General features: G+C 39.2%; 20 protein-coding genes. 9 read left to right on the top strand and 11 right to left on the bottom strand.

The annotated features are described in order from the left end of the window. Positions 1-60: 60 nt before the first annotated feature. The 3 genes from HPT25_RS05440 to HPT25_RS28285 all read right to left on the bottom strand — a co-directional run bounded on the left by HPT25_RS05440 (position 61) and on the right by HPT25_RS28285 (position 1,975). Positions 61-570 carry a competence protein ComK gene (locus HPT25_RS05440; protein ID WP_173061040.1) on the bottom strand — a complete coding sequence of 170 codons (510 nt, stop codon included), beginning with the start codon at positions 568-570 and terminating at the stop codon, positions 61-63. Positions 571-708: 138 nt separating this feature from the next. Next, complete coding sequence (locus HPT25_RS05435; RefSeq protein ID WP_173061037.1) at positions 709-858, bottom strand: helix-turn-helix domain-containing protein; 150 nt, start codon at positions 856-858, stop codon at positions 709-711. A 742-nt stretch (positions 859-1,600) separates the two neighbouring features. After that, positions 1,601-1,975 (bottom strand): hypothetical protein, encoded by a 375-nt coding sequence (locus tag HPT25_RS28285; RefSeq protein ID WP_217269638.1) that lies wholly within the window; start codon positions 1,973-1,975, stop codon positions 1,601-1,603. A gap of 1 nt (position 1,976) precedes the next feature. On the opposite strand from HPT25_RS28285, the gene HPT25_RS28280 reads away from it, so the two are divergent. Both HPT25_RS28280 and HPT25_RS05430 read left to right on the top strand, forming a co-directional pair. Continuing rightward, on the top strand, positions 1,977-2,351 hold the full coding sequence (locus tag HPT25_RS28280; RefSeq protein ID WP_217269637.1) for a hypothetical protein: 375 nt from the start codon (positions 1,977-1,979) through the stop codon (positions 2,349-2,351). Positions 2,352-2,432: 81 nt separating this feature from the next. Then, entirely contained in the window at positions 2,433-4,331 is a 1,899-nt protein-coding gene (locus tag HPT25_RS05430; protein ID WP_173061034.1) for a hypothetical protein, read from the top strand. Between the two features lie 249 nt (positions 4,332-4,580). On the opposite strand, the gene HPT25_RS28600 is transcribed toward HPT25_RS05430, so the two are convergent. Further along, the gene (locus HPT25_RS28600; protein ID WP_246277148.1) at positions 4,581-4,742 is read right to left on the bottom strand and encodes an IS66 family transposase; all 162 of its coding nucleotides are present in this window, start codon (positions 4,740-4,742) and stop codon (positions 4,581-4,583) included. A 399-nt stretch (positions 4,743-5,141) separates the two neighbouring features. Between HPT25_RS28600 and HPT25_RS28595 the strand changes: the two genes are divergently transcribed. The 3 genes from HPT25_RS28595 (at position 5,142) to HPT25_RS05410 (ending at position 7,780) form a co-directional block, all read left to right on the top strand. After that, complete coding sequence (locus HPT25_RS28595; RefSeq protein WP_246277147.1) at positions 5,142-5,492, top strand: hypothetical protein; 351 nt, start codon at positions 5,142-5,144, stop codon at positions 5,490-5,492. 319 nt (positions 5,493-5,811) lie between these two features. Next, the gene (locus tag HPT25_RS05415; RefSeq protein ID WP_173061031.1) at positions 5,812-7,572 is read left to right on the top strand and encodes a CLIPPER-2 domain-containing protein; all 1,761 of its coding nucleotides are present in this window, start codon (positions 5,812-5,814) and stop codon (positions 7,570-7,572) included. 40 nt (positions 7,573-7,612) lie between these two features. Next, a complete protein-coding gene (locus HPT25_RS05410) occupies positions 7,613-7,780 on the top strand; it encodes a hypothetical protein (RefSeq protein WP_173061028.1) in 168 nt (55 codons plus the stop codon). A 402-nt stretch (positions 7,781-8,182) separates the two neighbouring features. On the opposite strand, the gene HPT25_RS05405 is transcribed toward HPT25_RS05410, so the two are convergent. Further along, positions 8,183-8,491 (bottom strand): hypothetical protein, encoded by a 309-nt coding sequence (locus HPT25_RS05405; protein ID WP_173061025.1) that lies wholly within the window; start codon positions 8,489-8,491, stop codon positions 8,183-8,185. A 644-nt stretch (positions 8,492-9,135) separates the two neighbouring features. Here HPT25_RS05405 and HPT25_RS05400 point away from each other — a divergent pair. Further along, positions 9,136-10,947, top strand: a complete 1,812-nt coding sequence (locus HPT25_RS05400) for a LysM peptidoglycan-binding domain-containing protein (protein WP_173061022.1) — start codon at positions 9,136-9,138, stop codon at positions 10,945-10,947. A gap of 197 nt (positions 10,948-11,144) precedes the next feature. Here the strand turns inward: HPT25_RS05400 and HPT25_RS05395 are convergent, their stop codons facing one another. Next, positions 11,145-11,624 (bottom strand): sigma-70 family RNA polymerase sigma factor, encoded by a 480-nt coding sequence (locus HPT25_RS05395; protein WP_173061019.1) that lies wholly within the window; start codon positions 11,622-11,624, stop codon positions 11,145-11,147. A 536-nt stretch (positions 11,625-12,160) separates the two neighbouring features. Further along, the gene (locus tag HPT25_RS05390) at positions 12,161-12,412 is read right to left on the bottom strand and encodes a hypothetical protein (protein WP_173061016.1); all 252 of its coding nucleotides are present in this window, start codon (positions 12,410-12,412) and stop codon (positions 12,161-12,163) included. A 72-nt stretch (positions 12,413-12,484) separates the two neighbouring features. Between HPT25_RS05390 and HPT25_RS05385 the strand changes: the two genes are divergently transcribed. Continuing rightward, positions 12,485-12,889: a hypothetical protein gene (locus tag HPT25_RS05385; RefSeq protein ID WP_246277146.1), complete on the top strand. Its 405-nt coding sequence runs from the start codon at positions 12,485-12,487 to the stop codon at positions 12,887-12,889. A 108-nt stretch (positions 12,890-12,997) separates the two neighbouring features. Here HPT25_RS05385 and HPT25_RS05380 read toward each other — a convergent pair whose 3' ends face one another. Further along, positions 12,998-13,141 carry a YvrJ family protein gene (locus tag HPT25_RS05380; RefSeq protein ID WP_173061013.1) on the bottom strand — a complete coding sequence of 48 codons (144 nt, stop codon included), beginning with the start codon at positions 13,139-13,141 and terminating at the stop codon, positions 12,998-13,000. A gap of 228 nt (positions 13,142-13,369) precedes the next feature. Between HPT25_RS05380 and HPT25_RS05375 the strand changes: the two genes are divergently transcribed. Further along, positions 13,370-13,771, top strand: a complete 402-nt coding sequence (locus tag HPT25_RS05375) for a hypothetical protein (RefSeq protein ID WP_173061010.1) — start codon at positions 13,370-13,372, stop codon at positions 13,769-13,771. 136 nt (positions 13,772-13,907) lie between these two features. On the opposite strand, the gene HPT25_RS05370 is transcribed toward HPT25_RS05375, so the two are convergent. Beyond that, positions 13,908-14,126, bottom strand: coding sequence for a DUF2922 domain-containing protein (locus HPT25_RS05370; RefSeq protein WP_173061007.1), 219 nt, complete (start codon positions 14,124-14,126; stop codon positions 13,908-13,910). A 38-nt stretch (positions 14,127-14,164) separates the two neighbouring features. Next, the gene (locus HPT25_RS05365) at positions 14,165-14,383 is read right to left on the bottom strand and encodes a DUF1659 domain-containing protein (protein WP_173061004.1); all 219 of its coding nucleotides are present in this window, start codon (positions 14,381-14,383) and stop codon (positions 14,165-14,167) included. Positions 14,384-14,560: 177 nt separating this feature from the next. Between HPT25_RS05365 and HPT25_RS05360 the strand changes: the two genes are divergently transcribed. Beyond that, positions 14,561-15,379, top strand: coding sequence for a methyl-accepting chemotaxis protein (locus tag HPT25_RS05360; protein WP_173061001.1), 819 nt, complete (start codon positions 14,561-14,563; stop codon positions 15,377-15,379). Positions 15,380-16,746: 1,367 nt separating this feature from the next. Here the strand turns inward: HPT25_RS05360 and HPT25_RS05355 are convergent. Then, entirely contained in the window at positions 16,747-17,589 is an 843-nt protein-coding gene (locus HPT25_RS05355; protein ID WP_173060998.1) for a hypothetical protein, read from the bottom strand. Positions 17,590-17,692: the final 103 nt, after the last annotated feature.

The following is a 17,692-nucleotide window of genomic DNA, read 5'->3' as shown; positions in this document are numbered from 1 at the left end:
TTACTGGTGTTAAGAAATATTCTGCATCCATTCCATAAGAGTGCCCAGGGTTAGTAAGTGCTAGCAAAGAACTTTTCTGTTTTTCGGATCGACCAGGTAGGTGAGCGGATCTCTGGCCGCAGCAACTTTCGTTTTTAGATACTGCTCGGCAATCTTTAGTTTATTGTTGAAGCTTGTGATTCTTGAGTTGATCGTCATTTGCGTACCATTTTCAAATTCAATACTTGTTTTGTTGTCCTTGCTGAAGGTTCTGTGAATTTGTAAGGGATTAAACCACATCGTATCTTCCCGCCTTGGCGAGTGACTCGGAAATAGGCAGATGTTTAAAGTAGGATTGACCATGATGGGACACATATGTACATTCTTCAGGTGAGATTTCGATGCTTTCATTGCACCTTTCAAGTCAAAACCTATTAACGCAAGACTGCCATCCAAAATTTCTAATGGAGATTGATCGACAAAAAAGGATTTGTCCTCTTGTCCAACAAGCGAGCATACCTTTGCTCTGTGATCAAAGACACCAACCATCCACATAAAATGTTGATTAATAACATACTTTTCTTCCATCATGGACTTATGTACCTCCTTTAAACACCGGTTTGTTAAGCAGAGATGACTAGTATAATGATTATTTTTGTGAAGAAAATCACAATCGGTTCAAAAAGTATTTTTGATACGGAACTTTTTTTGAAAAGCCTTTCAGCCGAATTATTCTTCGTCAGTATCGATTATTTCGATAAATTTACTAATATCACTAATATCGAGGGCGTTTGCTATTTTTTCGAGGTGCGGGATGTAGATGCTGACCCTCTTTTGATTCTTCAGTTCACTTAAAGAAGGCCGATGAATGTCAGCCATATCGGCTAACTCGCTTACGGAAAGGTTGTATTCTTCCGTTACCTCCTTATTTTCAAAAATAATTTTTTTCCCATCTGCTCTTCAACCTCCTGACAAAATAACTTCTAATGAAAACCCTATCATAAAATCAAATTTATTGTAGTACTCCAAAGCATACAAAACAGGTGAAATTATGTATTTTTTATGAATTTTTCTGAAAAATAATAAAGGATAACTTTTCTGAGGGAAAATTTGTTAAAAAGTAAGCTTCTTTTGAAATTTAACTAATGTATGTTTTGGTGTTATATAAATTGATATTTTTATATAATTTTAGCGTTACGCTTACTTAAATAACGTTACGTATAATGAAGAAAAGCATTATCTCTTATAACGAAGTTTTCCATCGGTGTGGTGTGTTAATTCCCGATGGAGAGAATGCAGCCTATTTAAAATGAATTAACAATAAATTGCCAGTGAAGCCCAAATAGAGATTACCAACAAAATAGGTTTTGAAACATCCACTATCATCTTCCAAAACGGTACAAATGTTAGTGGATATAACAAATATGATTTGCCAAGTGATTTTAAGAATCACCGATACATGAATTTGAATGATGAACGATTTTTTGTCTGCAGTTACCCCTTATATTCCGACAATTTCTATTTCGGACCCTGAAGGTGGTGTAACAGCTTATGAGGATTTCAAGCTAATATGATTGGGAGTTAAAGACTGATTCTTGGGTGATGGGGCGGTAATAGTCTATCAATTATCTTTAATTTGATTATATTCCACTACTGTAGTAGCAGATGTAAATGGTGTGAATATGATAGAATGGAGCGGGTTTACGGTAGACAGGACGAATGGAAAACTCACGTATACAACAGCACCAGAAAAAGGAACAAATAATGTCGTTATTACGGCATATAGACATTTGCTGATAAACCTAATCAAATCAAAAAGTGTACTTTTCATGTGTTGTTTGGTGGAAATAATAACACATGCGTGTTTTTCAGTGACAATCCTAATTTCCTTAATCAGATAGGTTGCTGTGGTTTGTATGACCCAATCTATTTTCTCGAAAATCGCTTTTATAAAATCGGCATGGATAAAGAGAAAGTAACGGTTTTTGCAAAACAATATGACTATTTGGTTATTGAAAAAGAAAATTCCAAGAAGTAATATGCAATATCAATTAGACTCAAATGGAGTTGCGACATTCGCGGTAAAGCCGATGAACGATAAAGTCGAAAATAGATCCAGAAGTATTCAAATCATTTATGATTATTCCATAGGTCAATGTTATATCTACCACAATACTACAACTACCTGGTCTCTTAGGACAAGTGCTGACATCTATTACGCTACAAACAAAAAAGAATGTGATTTAGTAAAAAACAAACGAATAGACCAATTTGATTTCTTGACCATTAATTTAATTTTCTTTTATAAGGTCAACAGTTCCACATATGAATGTCGTTTGAATGAAAATAAAAAACCAAACATTTCCAATTGATTATCCAAAATGACAAAGCAGATGAAAGCTTTGGTGTTTTAGCCATAGGCAATAAATATAGATTTAACCGAGGTGAAATAAATGCAATTAAATAAGCAAGGCGAATTTCCAAGCTTAAACGGCACGGTTTATATTACTTCTTTTACTTCATTTACTGAAGCAGTCAATTATTGTTTGACCAATAATAAGATTCTCGATTTATGTGCTACTACCATAACAGCAGATCCTTCGTATAATGGAATGCAACTTTGTTCAATTAAAAACGGGACAATTATACTCAATGATTATGTACGTTTTTATGTTGGTGCTTATACAGTATTAGAAGACTCTACATTTATTGATAATTTCGTATATTCGAAAACAACAAGTGTTCCAGCAAACTTTGACCAAGTTACATTGGGGTGGGTAATCGAGTCTCTAAATGGCTCAAGTGATAATGTAGTGCTGAGACGGGTTAATAGTTATTCCACAAACCAATTAACAAGCGATGGAAATTATAGAACAAGGGGATTTATTAATCTAAAAGGTAATAACATCGTAATGGATGAATGTAATATTAACGATTGCAGAAATGCAGTTCGTATGGGAGTAAACACAAAAAATGTGCCTCAATGGTCTAATATTCTCCTTAAAAATTGCCGTTTCAAGAATGTAGAACAATGCATTGATTTATTGAATGTTTCCCAGGTAAGAATTCAAAATTGTTTATTATTGAATACGGACACGCAACAAGCTAATTATACTACAATAAAAGGGGCAGACTTTATTTGCAGTATTTCAAGTGATGATATTTATGTTAGTGATATTAAAGTAGAGCGGCCTGTTGAGAGAACTATATATATTGTAAACTCCAAACGTTTTCACTTAAATAGATTTAATATTTCTTATGGTGGACTTGGCGACGGTGGAGGGCTGAAGATCGTTGGTTGGGGCAGCGATGAAACCTTCATGTCCGTTGATTGTATTATAGAAAATGGTTTTTGTGGAACCACAGCAGGTGAATATTTCGATTTTTATGGTGTAAGTAGAATTACTATAAGAAACGTCACAACTACATCTGGAGGTTCTGGTAAACTCGTATTAATGTGTAATCGAAATCGACATGTTTATTTTGAGAATGTCAGGGCTTCAGTGACTGGTTGTGCAGTTTATGCTTATTCACCTTCTACGACTGATTTAAATACAAATGATAACGGTATTGAGTTAACTAATTTTACATTAAAAAACTGTACTATTACATGTACTTCAAACACTACGAATTATCTTATTACAGCTACTGATGACACAGGTGGCAAAGCTCAATATACGATATTTGATACTTGGACTATATTGGACAGTAATTTTAATTTGAATCCTTCCATAAACTCTACCAAATATATATTTAGTTTCAGCAACTTCGGAACCATTACAAACATTAAGATAAAAAATATCACCACAAATAGTAACTTTTTGTCTTTATATGATTTTACCTCTAATACGAATGTACAGCATTATGCAAACACTGAATTAACAGGTAGAGCGAAAACGAATCATTATATGTATGGTATTGATTTTCCTAACGTTATAAATTTTCTACCATTAGGTTCTTATTCCTTAGATCTTGTCTATAACAATCTTATATATGGTAAACTTATAAGGGAAAACAGTGGGAATATTATTTATCGAAGAACCTTTAATGCTGCCGGAACAGAGTACATTTTAAGACGTGTTCAAGGCAATAAAACACTAAATTTTAAGGTGATTTTTGAAATTGGGTCTGACACTTTTAGTACAAAATTCTTACTTTCAAGCAATGGGTCAACGTTAAGTGCTACTTTACATTATGGATCAATAATATCCTCCTCTAATTATATTCTGTTACCGAATAACGATCAACTACAGTTGGATCAATTCAGTTTCCCATCATCGCTACGTTATATGTCATCAGCTGGAGCTAAAGTTGATGTGAAAATGACTATATTAAGCGTTACCTATGTTTAGTCGTAAGCCCGAAATATAAAAAAGAAGCTCATCTTCCGGTACGAACCACAAAAAGCCGTAAATTCTGTTTTTTAATTGAATTACGGTTTTTTTATTTACTACATTCTGTCTGAATCATTTTAGACCAAGGCATGTATTGGTCTAAAATTTCAGGGGTTTGGTGGAAGAGAAGATTTGGAAGATCCGTCAAAAATTTCTTTATGTATTCGTAGAAATCAACGCAGTTACTTTTGACGTTTCTGCGATACTCTAACAGATGGCGTTTGCTTTTGCTCCAGCTTCACTAACACTAAAGAGCCTTATTTTTTTTCTTCCTATAACGATGGGGCGGATGGCATTTTCGGAAGGATTGTTATCAATTTCAATACGTCCATCGCTCAGTAATGCTCTGAACCAGTTTGCCCTAATCAATTTAAAAAGTTGTCTAGTTTAGTGTTGACATACCATATTTTCGTTTTCGGAAGTAATGTTACGGGGGACAATGTTTAGTTTTTGTTGTGGATATGAAAAGCACCTTCCTTAAATTGATACATTCAGTACCAGGGAGGTGCTGCGTGTTTACATGCGTTGTTTGATTGGGGCTTACAATTCAATTTTGATTTTTGGAGGGATTTCCGAGTTTATCTTTCAAATAATTCGTTTCCCATTTATCATATTGGAAGGCAAGAAAAGGAGTACAATAACAAGACAGTACAAACGTGATTCAATTTGTGAAACACTATGATTCCTCTCGATTGCAAAACCGAAGCAACTATTTAGGTACAAGCTCTTAGGACCATGAAGACGGCAAGTTTGTATGAAGGTTTAACCATGGGAATAATGATTGCACATGTAAGTACGAGGCTGAAGCACAATGAAATATCTGTTAAAGCAGTATTTTCAAATTCATTACGTTATTACACTCCATCAGGATTTAAGCCAGTTAGCCCAAAAAAGTTTAGCCTATACACAATTTATCACAGAGGTTATGGTATGAAGTTATTTAGACTAAAAAAGCAGTTTAATGGATATAAAAAAGGAACACAGTTTTTCTTGATTAGTGAATCAGAATTTATCGGGGTTAAAGAGTTTGTTTTGAGAACGGAAGATTTATCGAATAGGATCTCGATCAATGAGAGTGAACTTCTTAAGAATTTTACTTTCATAAAAGAAATCTTTTAATGTATGAAAGACTATTGCCTCTTTGTTTGAAATAACGTTATTTGAAAAAATGGAGTGCTTTATTTAGAACAGGCGATTTAGGCCAACAAGAAACATGAAAATCCACTCCTATTTCATGTTGCCTTTAATACAATAGGCGAAGAATGTCCATATTCCTTAACCACCTTTGATAGTTTAGGAATATGGACATTTGATTTTTTATAAATAAATTATGAACAAATACCTAAAATCTATTGCTAATAGTTCAAAAGTATTATAAACTTATGTTCGTAATAAAGAACGGAGTTTATCTAAAGTATAACTAAGGAGTTTTGGACTTATGAAACGTATTTTTAGTTTAATGCTAATCTTAAATGTATTACTTTCGTTAGTAGGGTCTGCGGTTTTTGCATGCTCGATTACCGGGGGAGGTAGCAGTGGACAAGCAGGAACGACTTTAAGCGCTACTGTAACAGGTGCAGGTTTTCATGTTAGAAAAGTTGCGTATGATTGGGGGCTGACAAAATCGGTGGATAAGGACAATGTCGTGATCGAACCGAACAAACCTATTAATCTTTCATATACTTTACAGACTACTCGTTCGTTAGCTTCTGATACCATTCAAAGCGGAATTCGCGGAACGGTTACTGTAACGAATGGTGGCAGTAGAACCACTCAAGATTTGAAAATCGTGGCTTTTGTGGAAAACGTAACAGGTGCATCCGTAACGATTGTTCCCCGCGAACAGCTTCTGCCTGGTCAAACCAAAACGTATCCGTACGAAATTTTGTTTAACGGCAAAAGTAATTCCTCTTATAAAGTTGATGCTCAAGTTACCATTTTGAATCATTCGGGAAGTCTGGGAACGCCGAATGGTCCAACGCCAAAGCAAGGTGGTATCCAGATCCCATTTAACACTACGGTTGAAACCACTGATGGGGCCGCTATAGTGAGTGATAGCGCGGTATGTCCATCAGGTTTTATTTGTAAGAAAAGTCAGCCGGGTCCATGGACACTGAATGACAGTAGTACGATCAGCTATACCATGACAGTAACCAAAACGGGGACAACAAATTCAACGGAGTCCACTCTGGTGAACAATGCTAAATTGGTGGAAGATACGACCAAACAGGAAAGAACAGCAAGCAAAACGGTGACTTTAACAGACGCTCATACGGAAATTACGTTAGAAAAAACCGCGTCGAACACGACTTACAGTGCAGTAGGTGATGTCATCAACTACAATTATAAGGTTAAGAATACCGGTAATGTGTCACTGGATGGGCCAGTCACAGTGGATGACAACAAAGTACAAGTTACTTGCCCGAGTGGTAGCCTTGCCCCAGGTGAAATCGTCACCTGTACAGCTCAATACGGGATTACGCAAGCCGATCTTGATGCGGGTTCTGTAACCAACGTGGCGACAGCTACAGCAAGTGGTGTCACCTCTAACCAAGCGACACTAACGGTTCAAGCCGTACAAAATAAATCATTGAGCTTAGTCAAAACCGCGTCGAGCACGACTTACAGTGCGGTAGGTGATGTCATCAACTACCATTATGAGGTTAAGAATACCGGCAACGTATCCTTGAATGGGCCGGTCACAGTGGATGACAACAAAGTACAAGTCACTTGCCCAAGCGGTGGCCTTGCCCCAGGTGAAATCGTCACTTGTACAGCTCAATACGGGATTACGCAAGCCGATCTTGATGCGGGTTCTGTAACCAACGTGGCGACAGCTACAGCAAGTGGTGTCACCTCTAACCAAGCGACACTAACGGTAACGTATGCACCGCCAGCAGATACTGTACCACCTATTACGAAATACCACCTTGATCCAATATATTGTGCCAGCTGTAAAGGTCAAATTATTAAAGGATTCACAGTGAGTCTTAAGGCTTCTGATAACCAATCAGGGGTAAAAAGTACGCAGTATCGAATTAACGGAGGTGATTGGATTACGTATACAGATCCATTCACGATCTATGCTGGAGTTACGCATACAATGGAGTTTTACAGTACGGATAATGCCGGAAACCAAGAAAATACCAATATAATGGACTTTGATAAAGGTACATTCACAGGTGCAGGATCTTACTAGCTTTGCATGCTTTAAAAAACTAGGAAAGTAGAGAGAAAACATGGAGAATCATTCAATCAAAAATGAGGAACAAATCAAAAAAGCATGGATAAAACCGGAATTAGAAATATTAGATGTTTCGAGGGATACCAAAGGTTCAGGTGTATGGGAATATATATATGATCCAAATACAGGGTTCTATAAAAATCAATGGGTTATGTGCAGTTAATTTTATTTGGTACCAGTAAATTCTAATAAGTAAATGATGACAATGTTTGAAGCCACCTTTTCGTGTGGCTTTTTGTCTGTAAACTATTTTATTTTCACCTTATTCAGCGAACGAGGGCAAGTGCTGAAGATTGGAGCTGTCATTATATGTTTATGTGTTTATTGGCAATGTCAAGTCCACTCTTGAAATGTTGTCGAACCTCTTTTGATTGGGCTACTTGGGATGAACCCCACATTAACGTGATTTTAATTAAATTGAATTTTTAAGAAGAAGGCCCCCCTTCTTTTTTAAAACATGAATACACAAGGTTTAAAAAAATCCGATCATCCTAGTTGAAAAGGAGCATCGGATTTTTTTATTAATCAGTTTTTACAATTTTACTGCAAATGCTAGACTTTGTTATTAATGCTGCGGATTTACTGATGAAAAGGTAGTCACAGGTTGTTGTATAAATGGTTGATGCACTCCAACTGCTTGAGTTTGCCAAGGTTGTTGCTGAGTTCCTAATTGGGACATCCGTTGAATTTCTTGACTCAATTGGGAACATAATTGGCTAAGGTGTTGAATTTGCTGAACAGCTGAAGCTTCATGCTGGGCAATTTGCAGAAGTTGATTAGAAAATTGTCTTAACTGAGCTGCATTACTTTGTTCTGCGTTTTGCATTTGTTGCAACGTGTTTTGGATTTGCGAAATAATTTGCTGATTGTACATAAGTATCACTCCTTGGTAAGTTTGAATCATGGGAAACCCCGAAATTTATTATGTGAAGAAATAAAAATAATATGTAAAATAATTGAATTCATCCTTCGGTAAAAAGGTTCATTTTGTTTCGTATAAATGATATGAATTTGCTCAAGGACTCTAAATTTATAAGATATATTTTGGAGAATAATAATATTAACTGCCCCTTTTAACACTTTTTAGTGTGTACACATTTTTTACTTTGGGAATGAAAGAGTAGTGATCTCCAAAAAGATTTTGGCAGTAATCTTCCCACAAACCAGCTAAGGATTGTCAACATTTTCAATAAAAAATTAAATTCAAAAGTGATATAATGAAAATGCCAAATAATCTTCTTTTAATAAATGATAGATTAGAAGAAACATTAAATTACTTACTTTTTAGATTTAAAGAATATACGTGTGATTGAGTTGGTGTATTCCTGTATAAAATGACAGGGGTCTTTGTCGTGAGCGGGAAACGTGCGTGACACCCCTTCTCAAATGGAAAGTTCAAAATCGGCTTTTCTAGCTTTGTTCATGCTTGATAGAAGTTGTTGACTGTAGTTTATAGTCCATTATTAAACCGTGAGAGGTTAAGAAACACTTAAAATAACGAACATCCAGGGGGAAAACATGAAACAACTGAAGAAAATCAAGAAGGCAATCGCAACTACAGCCATATCGCTATCCATCTTAACACCTGCAACAATGATGACCGCAAATGCAGCTACCATAACTTACACAGTTAAATCAGGTGACACTCTATCAGCAATCGCTAATAAGTATAACGTATCTCTAACAAGCTTAGAATCTGCCAATAAGATGACGAATTCTTCCGTAATCAATGTTGGGCAAGTGCTGACCATTCCATCGACATCTACGACTACTACAGCTACTAATATAACAAGTAGCACTGTGACCTATACGGTGTACACTGGAACAACTGCGATTACAGCGGCAACATCCCTTTACGCTTCACCAAGCACATCGGCGAAGATTGTGAAGGCTTTACCAAAAGGAAGTAAGTGGAAGATATACGGTTACCGAAGTGATGGTTGGTATAATTTAGGTCCTGGTTGGGTGAAAGCAAGCTGTACATCAACAAGCATTACATCAAAAGGTGCAACTACCGTCGTATCAGCTGGTACCCCAACTATGGATACAAAGACCACGACAACTACATCTTCGAATACAACAACTAGCAAAACAGTAACCTATACGGTGTACACAGGAACAGCTGCGATTACAGCGGCAACATCCCTTTACGCTTCACCAAGCACATCGGCGAAGATTGTGAAGGCTTTACCAAAAGGAAGTAAGTGGAAGATATACGGTTACCGAAGTGATGGTTGGTATAATTTAGGTGCTGGTTGGGTGAAAGCGAGCTGCACATCAACAAGCATTACATCAAAGGGTGCAACAACCGTCGTTTCAAGTGGAACTACAACATCTACCACAACTTCGGCTACCAAAACGACTACGACTGCTACAACAAGTACAACGGGTACAGCTAGTACTACGAGTACAACTACAACTACAACTACAACTTACACAGTAGCATCAGGTGATACAGCTTCTAAGATTGCTAGCAAGTATGGTCTAACGTTGGCACAGTTCCAAGCACTTAATCCACAGATTTCAAATCTTAACTTACTATATGTGGGTGAAGTAGTTAATATCAAACAAGCAGCTACTATATCTATGCCGACAACAACGCCATCTTCAGCACCTGCTGGTACTCCTGTACCTCCTGCACCTGCCGCAGGACAAATGATTTACAAAGTTTTATCTGGTGATACTGCAACAGCAATCGCGAATAAGTACAATATGACTCTAGCGGAATTGCAACAGATTAATCCTCAGGTTACTAACTGGAACACTTTAGCAGCCATGCAGCAGATTCTAGTGTACACCCCATCTGCAGCGGTATCAGATACGGTTGTTACCACTAACGTAACATCCAATATGAAGTCAGCGTTTATTGCAGAGGTAGCTCCAGCGGCGATCCAGGCATGGCAGACAAATAGAATTTTACCATCATTAACAATCGCACAAGCCATTCTTGAGTCTTATTGGGGCGAGTCTTATCTATCAGTAAATGCACAAAACTACTTTGGTATTAAGGCCTCACTTAGTTGGGCAGGCTCGACCATTACTCTGCCAACACAGGAGTATGATGCAAATGGTAATCTGTACGTTGTAAATGCTGCATTCCGTGCTTACAGCAACATCTTTGATTCTATTAATGACCACACGCAGCTCTTGATGGCTTCTCGTTATTCTAACCTCATTGGGGTAACTGACTATAAGGTAGCAACAACACTGATTCAGCAAGACGGTTATGCTACGGATCCTAATTATACGAATCTATTACAATCTGTAATCACGACTAACAACTTAACACAGTATGATGTACAAGCAGGTGCTATTCCTGCATCAAACTAAGGACTTGCCTTCGGGCGAGTCTTTTTTTCTATACAAGTAATTGTTTCAAATGAAGCGTCCCGTTTTATGCAAATTTTTACTTTTAAAAAAACTGCCATAAATGCGCTGCTCTTGTCATCCACCACGCCTTCTCAAAAGTTTGGAAAACCGCCAAAAAGCGACGGTTTTCCATATAGAAGAAGGAGATTTTATCGCAGCTAATCCCTTAAAGCTTTCAGTTTGTTTCGCGCTCCGAGACGCCATTGTTTGACTGCCGAGGTCGAGGCATGTTCTTTTTCCGCGATCTCTTTGACTGACAGTCCGTGCTGCACGGTATAGTACAGCCATTTTCGCTGGTTCACGGTCAATCCTTCAAGGCGGGAGGGGAGGACTTCCACCAGCAGGGGCTGAGTGGGGGAAGTGTCCTCCATAAGACTCCAAAATTCCTCGTCAGGGTTCAGACATTTTTCCTCTCTCCTTGTGATTTTGCGAATTTCCGATAAGCATTGGCCCTTGATAGAGGTGTAGGCATAGTTGGTGAAATCCCCTTTTTCAGGATTAAAGCGCTGGCTTGCCTCCCAAAGAGCGATCAGGCAAATTTGATAGAATTCATCCTTGTTCCGATAAATGTTCAGTGAATGCAGAATGACATTCATCATCGGTTCATACTGTTTTACCAATTGTTCAAAGCTTTCCACGTCCAGTTCCTTTTAGGAAAGCGCGCTTACCATGTATTCCCGGGTACCTCTACCATATCGGCTATGGCCGTAGAGATCGAATGGCCCTTTTTTACATTTGGAGTGGAAAGTTTATTGAAAAATAAGTTTTTGAACGAAAGAAACATTTTTGAACACGTTTATTGTTTTTTCATTCATTTTCGCCCTATTTTTTGAACAGAAAGAGGAGTGAAATCATTTTTTGTAGAAGGTTGGTAGATTTTTTGAGGGTTTTAGGAAATATCTAAAATGACATCTAACTACTAATATAGTAAAATATTCCATATTAGATTTTAAGGAAGAGTGGAAATCGGGTGAAATAATATCCGTTTACGAACTCGTCAAATTCAACCAACTTCAAAACCAAACTGTCAAAAAAACCATCGACAAATGGCGTGAAGGCATTTCGGACTATCTGATAGATTATTTCTTTAAAGAGATTTAAACTGTTTGGTGCCTGACACCAAACGAATCAGCCTGGAGATGAGGGGCCTCCAGGCTGATTGTATGAATGAATGTTAATTTCGTGAATGATGCCAGTTTTGGAAGTGACCGTGATTCATATGGTGGCCGCTATGCACGGCTGTTCCGCCGCCAAAGCCAATCACCACTCCAAGGACGAAGATACCTACAGAATAAAGCACTCGATGTTTTCTTCTTTGACGGTCATGGCTAAACTCTGCCTTTAATTCTTGTTTAATCTCATTTTTCAGGGATTGGTGATCTTCTTGGGGCTGTTCTTGAGGCTGTTGTTGGGATTCCTCCGACATTGCCCTCACCTCCTTTTCTCCTAATATATGGACCAAACGACCTGGAATTTCTTAAAGAAGTGTTAAATTTTTATGAACGTTATTTTGAAAGGGGAAGTTCAAGAAGTGAAAAAACTTAGTTTAGTATTTATTGCGTCGATTTTTATGATCTGCGGGTGTACGGATAAAGAAATCATATTCTCCGGGGAGAGCAAACATTGGGAAGGTAACTATACAGTACATATTGATGGGAATAATGAAAATGGAAATTATACGTTTCACTATAAAAATGGAGATGGAAAGACAAAGTTTAAAACCCTTGAAGTAAATGTCGATGACGGCAAAATGATTAAAAAAGAAGACAATATAAAAGGGGCAACTATACAAACTTCCAGCTCTTGCAGTGGATGTTCAGTAACCCGTGAAGATGAGCCAATAAAGGTAAAGATAAAATGGAATGATTCCAATGAAGAAACTTTCTATTTAAAAACAAAGTGAGTAAACAAAAGAGGCACTTGAAATTTCCAGTTTGTACTAAGTGAGCGCTGATTTTTACAAGTGGAACCACCTATTGAAGGTGGTCCCCATGTAAGTAAACGGCAGTTTCTACGCACGTTCTTTCATTCGCTCCGGAAGCTTCTGAATCGATTCAACGACTAAATCCAGCTTTGCCTCGATCCGGTAAAGCAGATAGAGGGTCACGGCGATCGGGAAGCCTACTTCGCTAATGATCGGAATGATTTGTTCCACAGCGTGTCACTCCTTTCTTTAATCGAATGTGTTTAATAGATTTACTCGAGGGATGGCCGGGCACTACTCGCTAAACTTATAAGTGATAGTACCGATTGTAATTAACGAGATGAACTTTAGTAGAATCGTTTGCTTAGAAATCAATATTCACCCCTACTTGATGGTCCTATCGATTTCAGTCTAAAATAGAAGTAACATGTTGATAAAAAGCAATTTGGAGGAATGGCAGTGTTACATATCACGTCAACTTATGATGTTTTAAGCAGGTTAGCTTCAAGGCCTGGAACAAGTCAACATTTTGCCCAGCATGTTGATCAATTTATTCAATCAGTTGAAAAAGGTAAAGAGGCAGTAGGTAATCAAGTGAAACCAACATCAACTGGAGCCAACGCGACGATCCAGACGGGGTACTACCCGGATATTACCACCGGACAACCTGTAACGAACTTTCAACCGTTTTTTCCTAGCAAAGATTCGATTGGCGCTCAAGTACAGGAGATCAGCTATGATGCGCAGTTAGCCCCGCATCGCATTCCTTATACGGACATCAGAACTGGTACCCCAGTAGGCAAGTTCAGTTTTGTTTATAATCCGCCAGCTGTAGGAGTCCATATAAATGTATCAGTTTGAAGCCGCGAATTACTGGATCTGCCCGAGAACGCCCGAGGGCTATTTTTTTTGCCTAATCATCAAAAGTTTAAAAAAGCAGCTGTTTTCTGGTGAAAAAGAGACCGGCTTCTGAATGAATCCGGCCTCGCCTTTCTTATTAAGCCATATCATAGTCCGTAATGTTACGATCCACGACGCGGGCTGCTTTGACAGAAACAAATTTGCCGTTCGCCGTTGTGAAAACATCAGAAGCAATAATCTGCTCCATTGCTTGTTTCACAGCAGCTTCATTCACCGGTTCTTTCGGATTATCGAGCGATAACCGCGCGATCTTACCAAGCTCCGTAGTAAACTGCAATTCCAATGTCTTTGCCATTCATTCCACCTCCTATTCGATTGGATTTCACCAGATCATTAGGCTAAAATCTCCGAGCTGTCCGTACGCTCCACTTTGTTCAGCGTCTCTGTGCACAATGTAGCAATGGCACTGGCAGCCTGGAATAATTGATCCGTCGAAGCCTCCTTCTTCACATTGCTGAAGGATTTGGTTTTCAGAATCGGCTTGCCTTTTTCATCCATCCCGCCATCAAACACCAAACGCAGCTTGGTTCCTTGTAAAAGTGATCTTGCCATCTCTCTATCACCTCCTCTCACTTTTTATTTAGTGTTTTGGAGGGAAAAAGGACAGGGGGGGATAAAATTTTTAAAAATAAAAGTGTTGGATGGTGATGTCGAAAAATTAAAAGATTTATTCAGCACCATATAGTAGAATAGTAATGTCCAACAGTCTATTGAAGGGGAAATGACAATATGAATGGAAAACTATCAAGTTTATTAGAGTCAATGGATTATTTTCAGCGAGTATTCCCAGAAGATGCATGTGTAGTGCTGGCAGATCATGAAAAAGTCATCGGATATAGGCCAGGAAAGAAAATAGACTTAAAAATTGAAGTAGGAGCAAGCATTGATAAATATAGTGGAACTGTCACGGAAAAAGCATTAATCTTGGGAAAAGAGCTGCGAGAGGAAAGAGGAGCTGAAGTATTTGGCTTTGCCTATATTTCTACAGCCTATCCCATTCTTGAAAACGGGAAGGTCATTGGAGTCCTTAGTGCAATCGTTTCCAATCAAAAAATGGATACATTAAGGATGGGGGCGTCTGAACTAACTGCGATCGTCGAGGAAATGTCGGCAACCACTGAACAAGTGACGGTTGCTTCAACGGAAGCATCCGCCAAATTGCAAGATTTAGTGAATCAAGCTAATACCATCACATCGGATGTTAATAAAATTCATTCTGTTCTTCATTTAGCCAAGGATATCGCCAATCAATCACAACTCTTGGGGCTAAACGCGTCCATCGAAGCCGCCAGATCCGGCGAACACGGCCGCGGTTTTGCTGTAGTAGCCAAAGAAATTCAGAAAATGGCCGAAAACAGCAAAAAAATGTTCCTAGAAATGGAAGAACAAATCGGAAAAATCAAAAACTCAATCGATTTATTACATACATCAACCAATCAAATTGCCTCCTTCACACAAGAACACTCTACCAGCATGCAGGAAATGAGTGCAGCTTACACACATATTGTCGCAACCGCTGAAAAGCTGAAGCAGGAGACAGCGAAGTAGGTTATAGAGGTGCCTGTTTTTTTAAAAGGCACTAGCAATAAAGACAGTAGAATTCTAGTATTTGAGGAATCTACTGTTTTTTTGTTTTTTCTATAAAGTGGAGGGTTATTCATATACGGTCGGGACTTGTTCGAATAGCCCTAGTATAAGGACAACTATTGGAGATTCGCTTGGTGACCCAGTCCGAATAGCCGTGGTATAAGAACAACTATTGGAGATTCGCCGTTGACCATGTCCGAATAGGCCTCGAATTCGGACAGCAATAGAAGATTCGCCGTTGACCATGTCCGAATAGCCCTCGAATTCGGACAGTTATCGGAGATTCGCCGTTGGCCATGTCCGAATAGACCTCGAATTCGGACAGCAATAGAAGATTCGCCGGTTGCCATGTCCGAATAGGCCTCGAATTCGGACACCAATAGAAGATTCGCCGTTGACCATGTCCGAATAGGCCTTGTATTCGGACAGCAATAGAAGATTCGCCGATGACCATGTCCGAATAGCCCTCGAATTCGGACAGTTATCGGAGATTCGCCGTTGGCCATGTCCGAATAGGCCTCGAATTCGGACAGCAATAGAAGATTCGCCGGTTGCCATGTCCGAATAGGCCTCGAATTCGGACACCTATCGGAGATTCGCCGATGACCATGTCCGAATAGCCCTCGAATTCGGACAGCAATAGAAGATTCGCCGGTTGCCATGTCCGAATAGGCCTCGAATTCGGACAGCAATAGAAGATTCGCCGGTTGCCATGTCCGAATAGGCCTCGAATTCGGACAGCAATAGGAGATTCGCCGTTGGCCATGTCCGAATAGACCTCGAATTCGGACAGCAATAGGAGATTCGCCGGTTGCCATGTCCGAATAGGCCTCGAATTCGGACACCTATCAGAGATTCGCCGTTGGCCATGTCCGAATAGACCTCGAATTCGGACAGCAATAGGAGATTCGCCGGTTGCCATGTCCGAATAGGCCTCGAATTCGGACACCTATCAGAGATTCGCCGTTGACCATGTCCGAATAGCCCTCGAATTCGGACAGCAATAGAAGAATCGCCGGTTGCCATGTCCGAATAGGCCTCGAATTCGGACAGCAATAGAAGAATCGCCGTTGGCCATGTCCGAATAGGCCTCGAATTCGGACACCTATCGGAGAATCGCCGTTGGCCATGTCCGATTAGACCTCGAATTCGGACAGCAATAGAAGATTCGCCGTTGGCCATGTCCGAATAGGCCTCGAATTCGGACAGCAATAGAAGATTCGCCGTTGGCCATGTCCAAATAGCGCACATAAACGGCCAGTTATTGAAGATTGCCCACTCAGCCTGTCTGAACCTCTAGGCATACTGATCCCTCGCCCAAGTACTGCCTACCACTCAATCGCTAAAAGCTCCCCATCAACATTTACCTGAAGCAGCGGCGGTTTGCTGGCACTAAATCCATCAAAAAACTCATCATAAAAGTTTCTTTCAAATTTGCGGTTCAGGATTCCATAGAAATAGGCATAAGGATTTTTGACTTTGAACAACTTCAGCTTGCGGATCATCTGTCTAAAAGAATCCATAGCTGTTTCCAGCATTTCCTCCTGCTCGTTCTCCCGATCATTACGGTACGCTGCGATTTGCACCATCTTCCAGTATTCCTCAATCACCTGAGTCTGGGAGAAAAAGCATTTCGCCAGCTGGACAAAAGGTGTTGGCACACGGTCACTGACAAATGAATGATCCAAATCCTGTTTTGAAGTTTCAGGCGTTTCTTTACGTTTATTTATTTTTGGGTTGTTGGTTTCAGAAGGAATAATGGTTTTATTAGGCTGGTTCATTTTTTCTGCTTTGGGTGGTTCATTTATCGGACAACGATTAAAAACATACAGATTGCTTGTTTGAGAACCGTTTTTTCGCTCGGTTTCATGAATCGTCAGAATCTCGAACTGTTTAGCTTTCAGGATCATCCGTTTAAATGTAGAGCGGGAAATCCCGTTGTCACGGTATTCTTCGTGAATCGCTTTTAAAATTGTCCCGATTTTGGCATTCGACACCCCTGGAATCTTCGCAGCAAAGCGGGCCAAACGCTTCAGCCCTACAAGCTCTCCTTTCGTAAATTGATGCTTAAAGTCAACGAGCCACATTTCGAAATGGTTATTAAACTCCTTCAGACTAGCAAATTGCGAAAACTGCTCAAACCTCTCAATATTCCCTGATTTAAATTTCATTTTTCTGCACCACCCTTTCACCTTTCATTTAGAAAGCTGGAAGGAAAAAGGACATGGCAGATCGACTGTATTTTTGAAAAAATTGTGAACATTTTTGTGCATC

The sequence above is a fragment of the Neobacillus endophyticus genome (assembly GCF_013248975.1).
GTDB lineage: Bacteria > Bacillota > Bacilli > Bacillales > Cytobacillaceae > Neobacillus > Neobacillus endophyticus.
This window is presented reverse-complemented; position numbering and strand designations above follow the sequence as displayed.

Bases quoted from the DNA above. Each gene is read 5' to 3' on its own strand.
- HPT25_RS05430 (WP_173061034.1), top strand. From the start codon at position 2,433: ATGCAATTAAATAAGCAAGGCGAATTTCCAAGCTTAAACGGCACGGTT.
- HPT25_RS05370 (WP_173061007.1), bottom strand. From the start codon at position 14,126: ATGGCAAAGACATTGGAATTGCAGTTTACTACGGAGCTTGGTAAGATC.
- HPT25_RS05440 (WP_173061040.1), bottom strand. From the start codon at position 570: ATGATGGAAGAAAAGTATGTTATTAATCAACATTTTATGTGGATGGTT.
- HPT25_RS05360 (WP_173061001.1), top strand. From the start codon at position 14,561: ATGAATGGAAAACTATCAAGTTTATTAGAGTCAATGGATTATTTTCAG.
- HPT25_RS05415 (WP_173061031.1), top strand. From the start codon at position 5,812: ATGAAACGTATTTTTAGTTTAATGCTAATCTTAAATGTATTACTTTCG.
- HPT25_RS05405 (WP_173061025.1), bottom strand. From the start codon at position 8,491: ATGTACAATCAGCAAATTATTTCGCAAATCCAAAACACGTTGCAACAA.
- HPT25_RS05390 (WP_173061016.1), bottom strand. From the start codon at position 12,412: ATGTCGGAGGAATCCCAACAACAGCCTCAAGAACAGCCCCAAGAAGAT.
- HPT25_RS05355 (WP_173060998.1), bottom strand. From the start codon at position 17,589: ATGAAATTTAAATCAGGGAATATTGAGAGGTTTGAGCAGTTTTCGCAA.
- HPT25_RS28595 (WP_246277147.1), top strand. From the start codon at position 5,142: ATGGGAATAATGATTGCACATGTAAGTACGAGGCTGAAGCACAATGAA.
- HPT25_RS05365 (WP_173061004.1), bottom strand. From the start codon at position 14,383: ATGGCAAGATCACTTTTACAAGGAACCAAGCTGCGTTTGGTGTTTGAT.
- HPT25_RS05410 (WP_173061028.1), top strand. From the start codon at position 7,613: ATGGAGAATCATTCAATCAAAAATGAGGAACAAATCAAAAAAGCATGG.
- HPT25_RS05385 (WP_246277146.1), top strand. From the start codon at position 12,485: ATGAACGTTATTTTGAAAGGGGAAGTTCAAGAAGTGAAAAAACTTAGT.
- HPT25_RS05400 (WP_173061022.1), top strand. From the start codon at position 9,136: ATGAAACAACTGAAGAAAATCAAGAAGGCAATCGCAACTACAGCCATA.
- HPT25_RS28280 (WP_217269637.1), top strand. From the start codon at position 1,977: ATGACTATTTGGTTATTGAAAAAGAAAATTCCAAGAAGTAATATGCAA.
- HPT25_RS05435 (WP_173061037.1), bottom strand. From the start codon at position 858: ATGGCTGACATTCATCGGCCTTCTTTAAGTGAACTGAAGAATCAAAAG.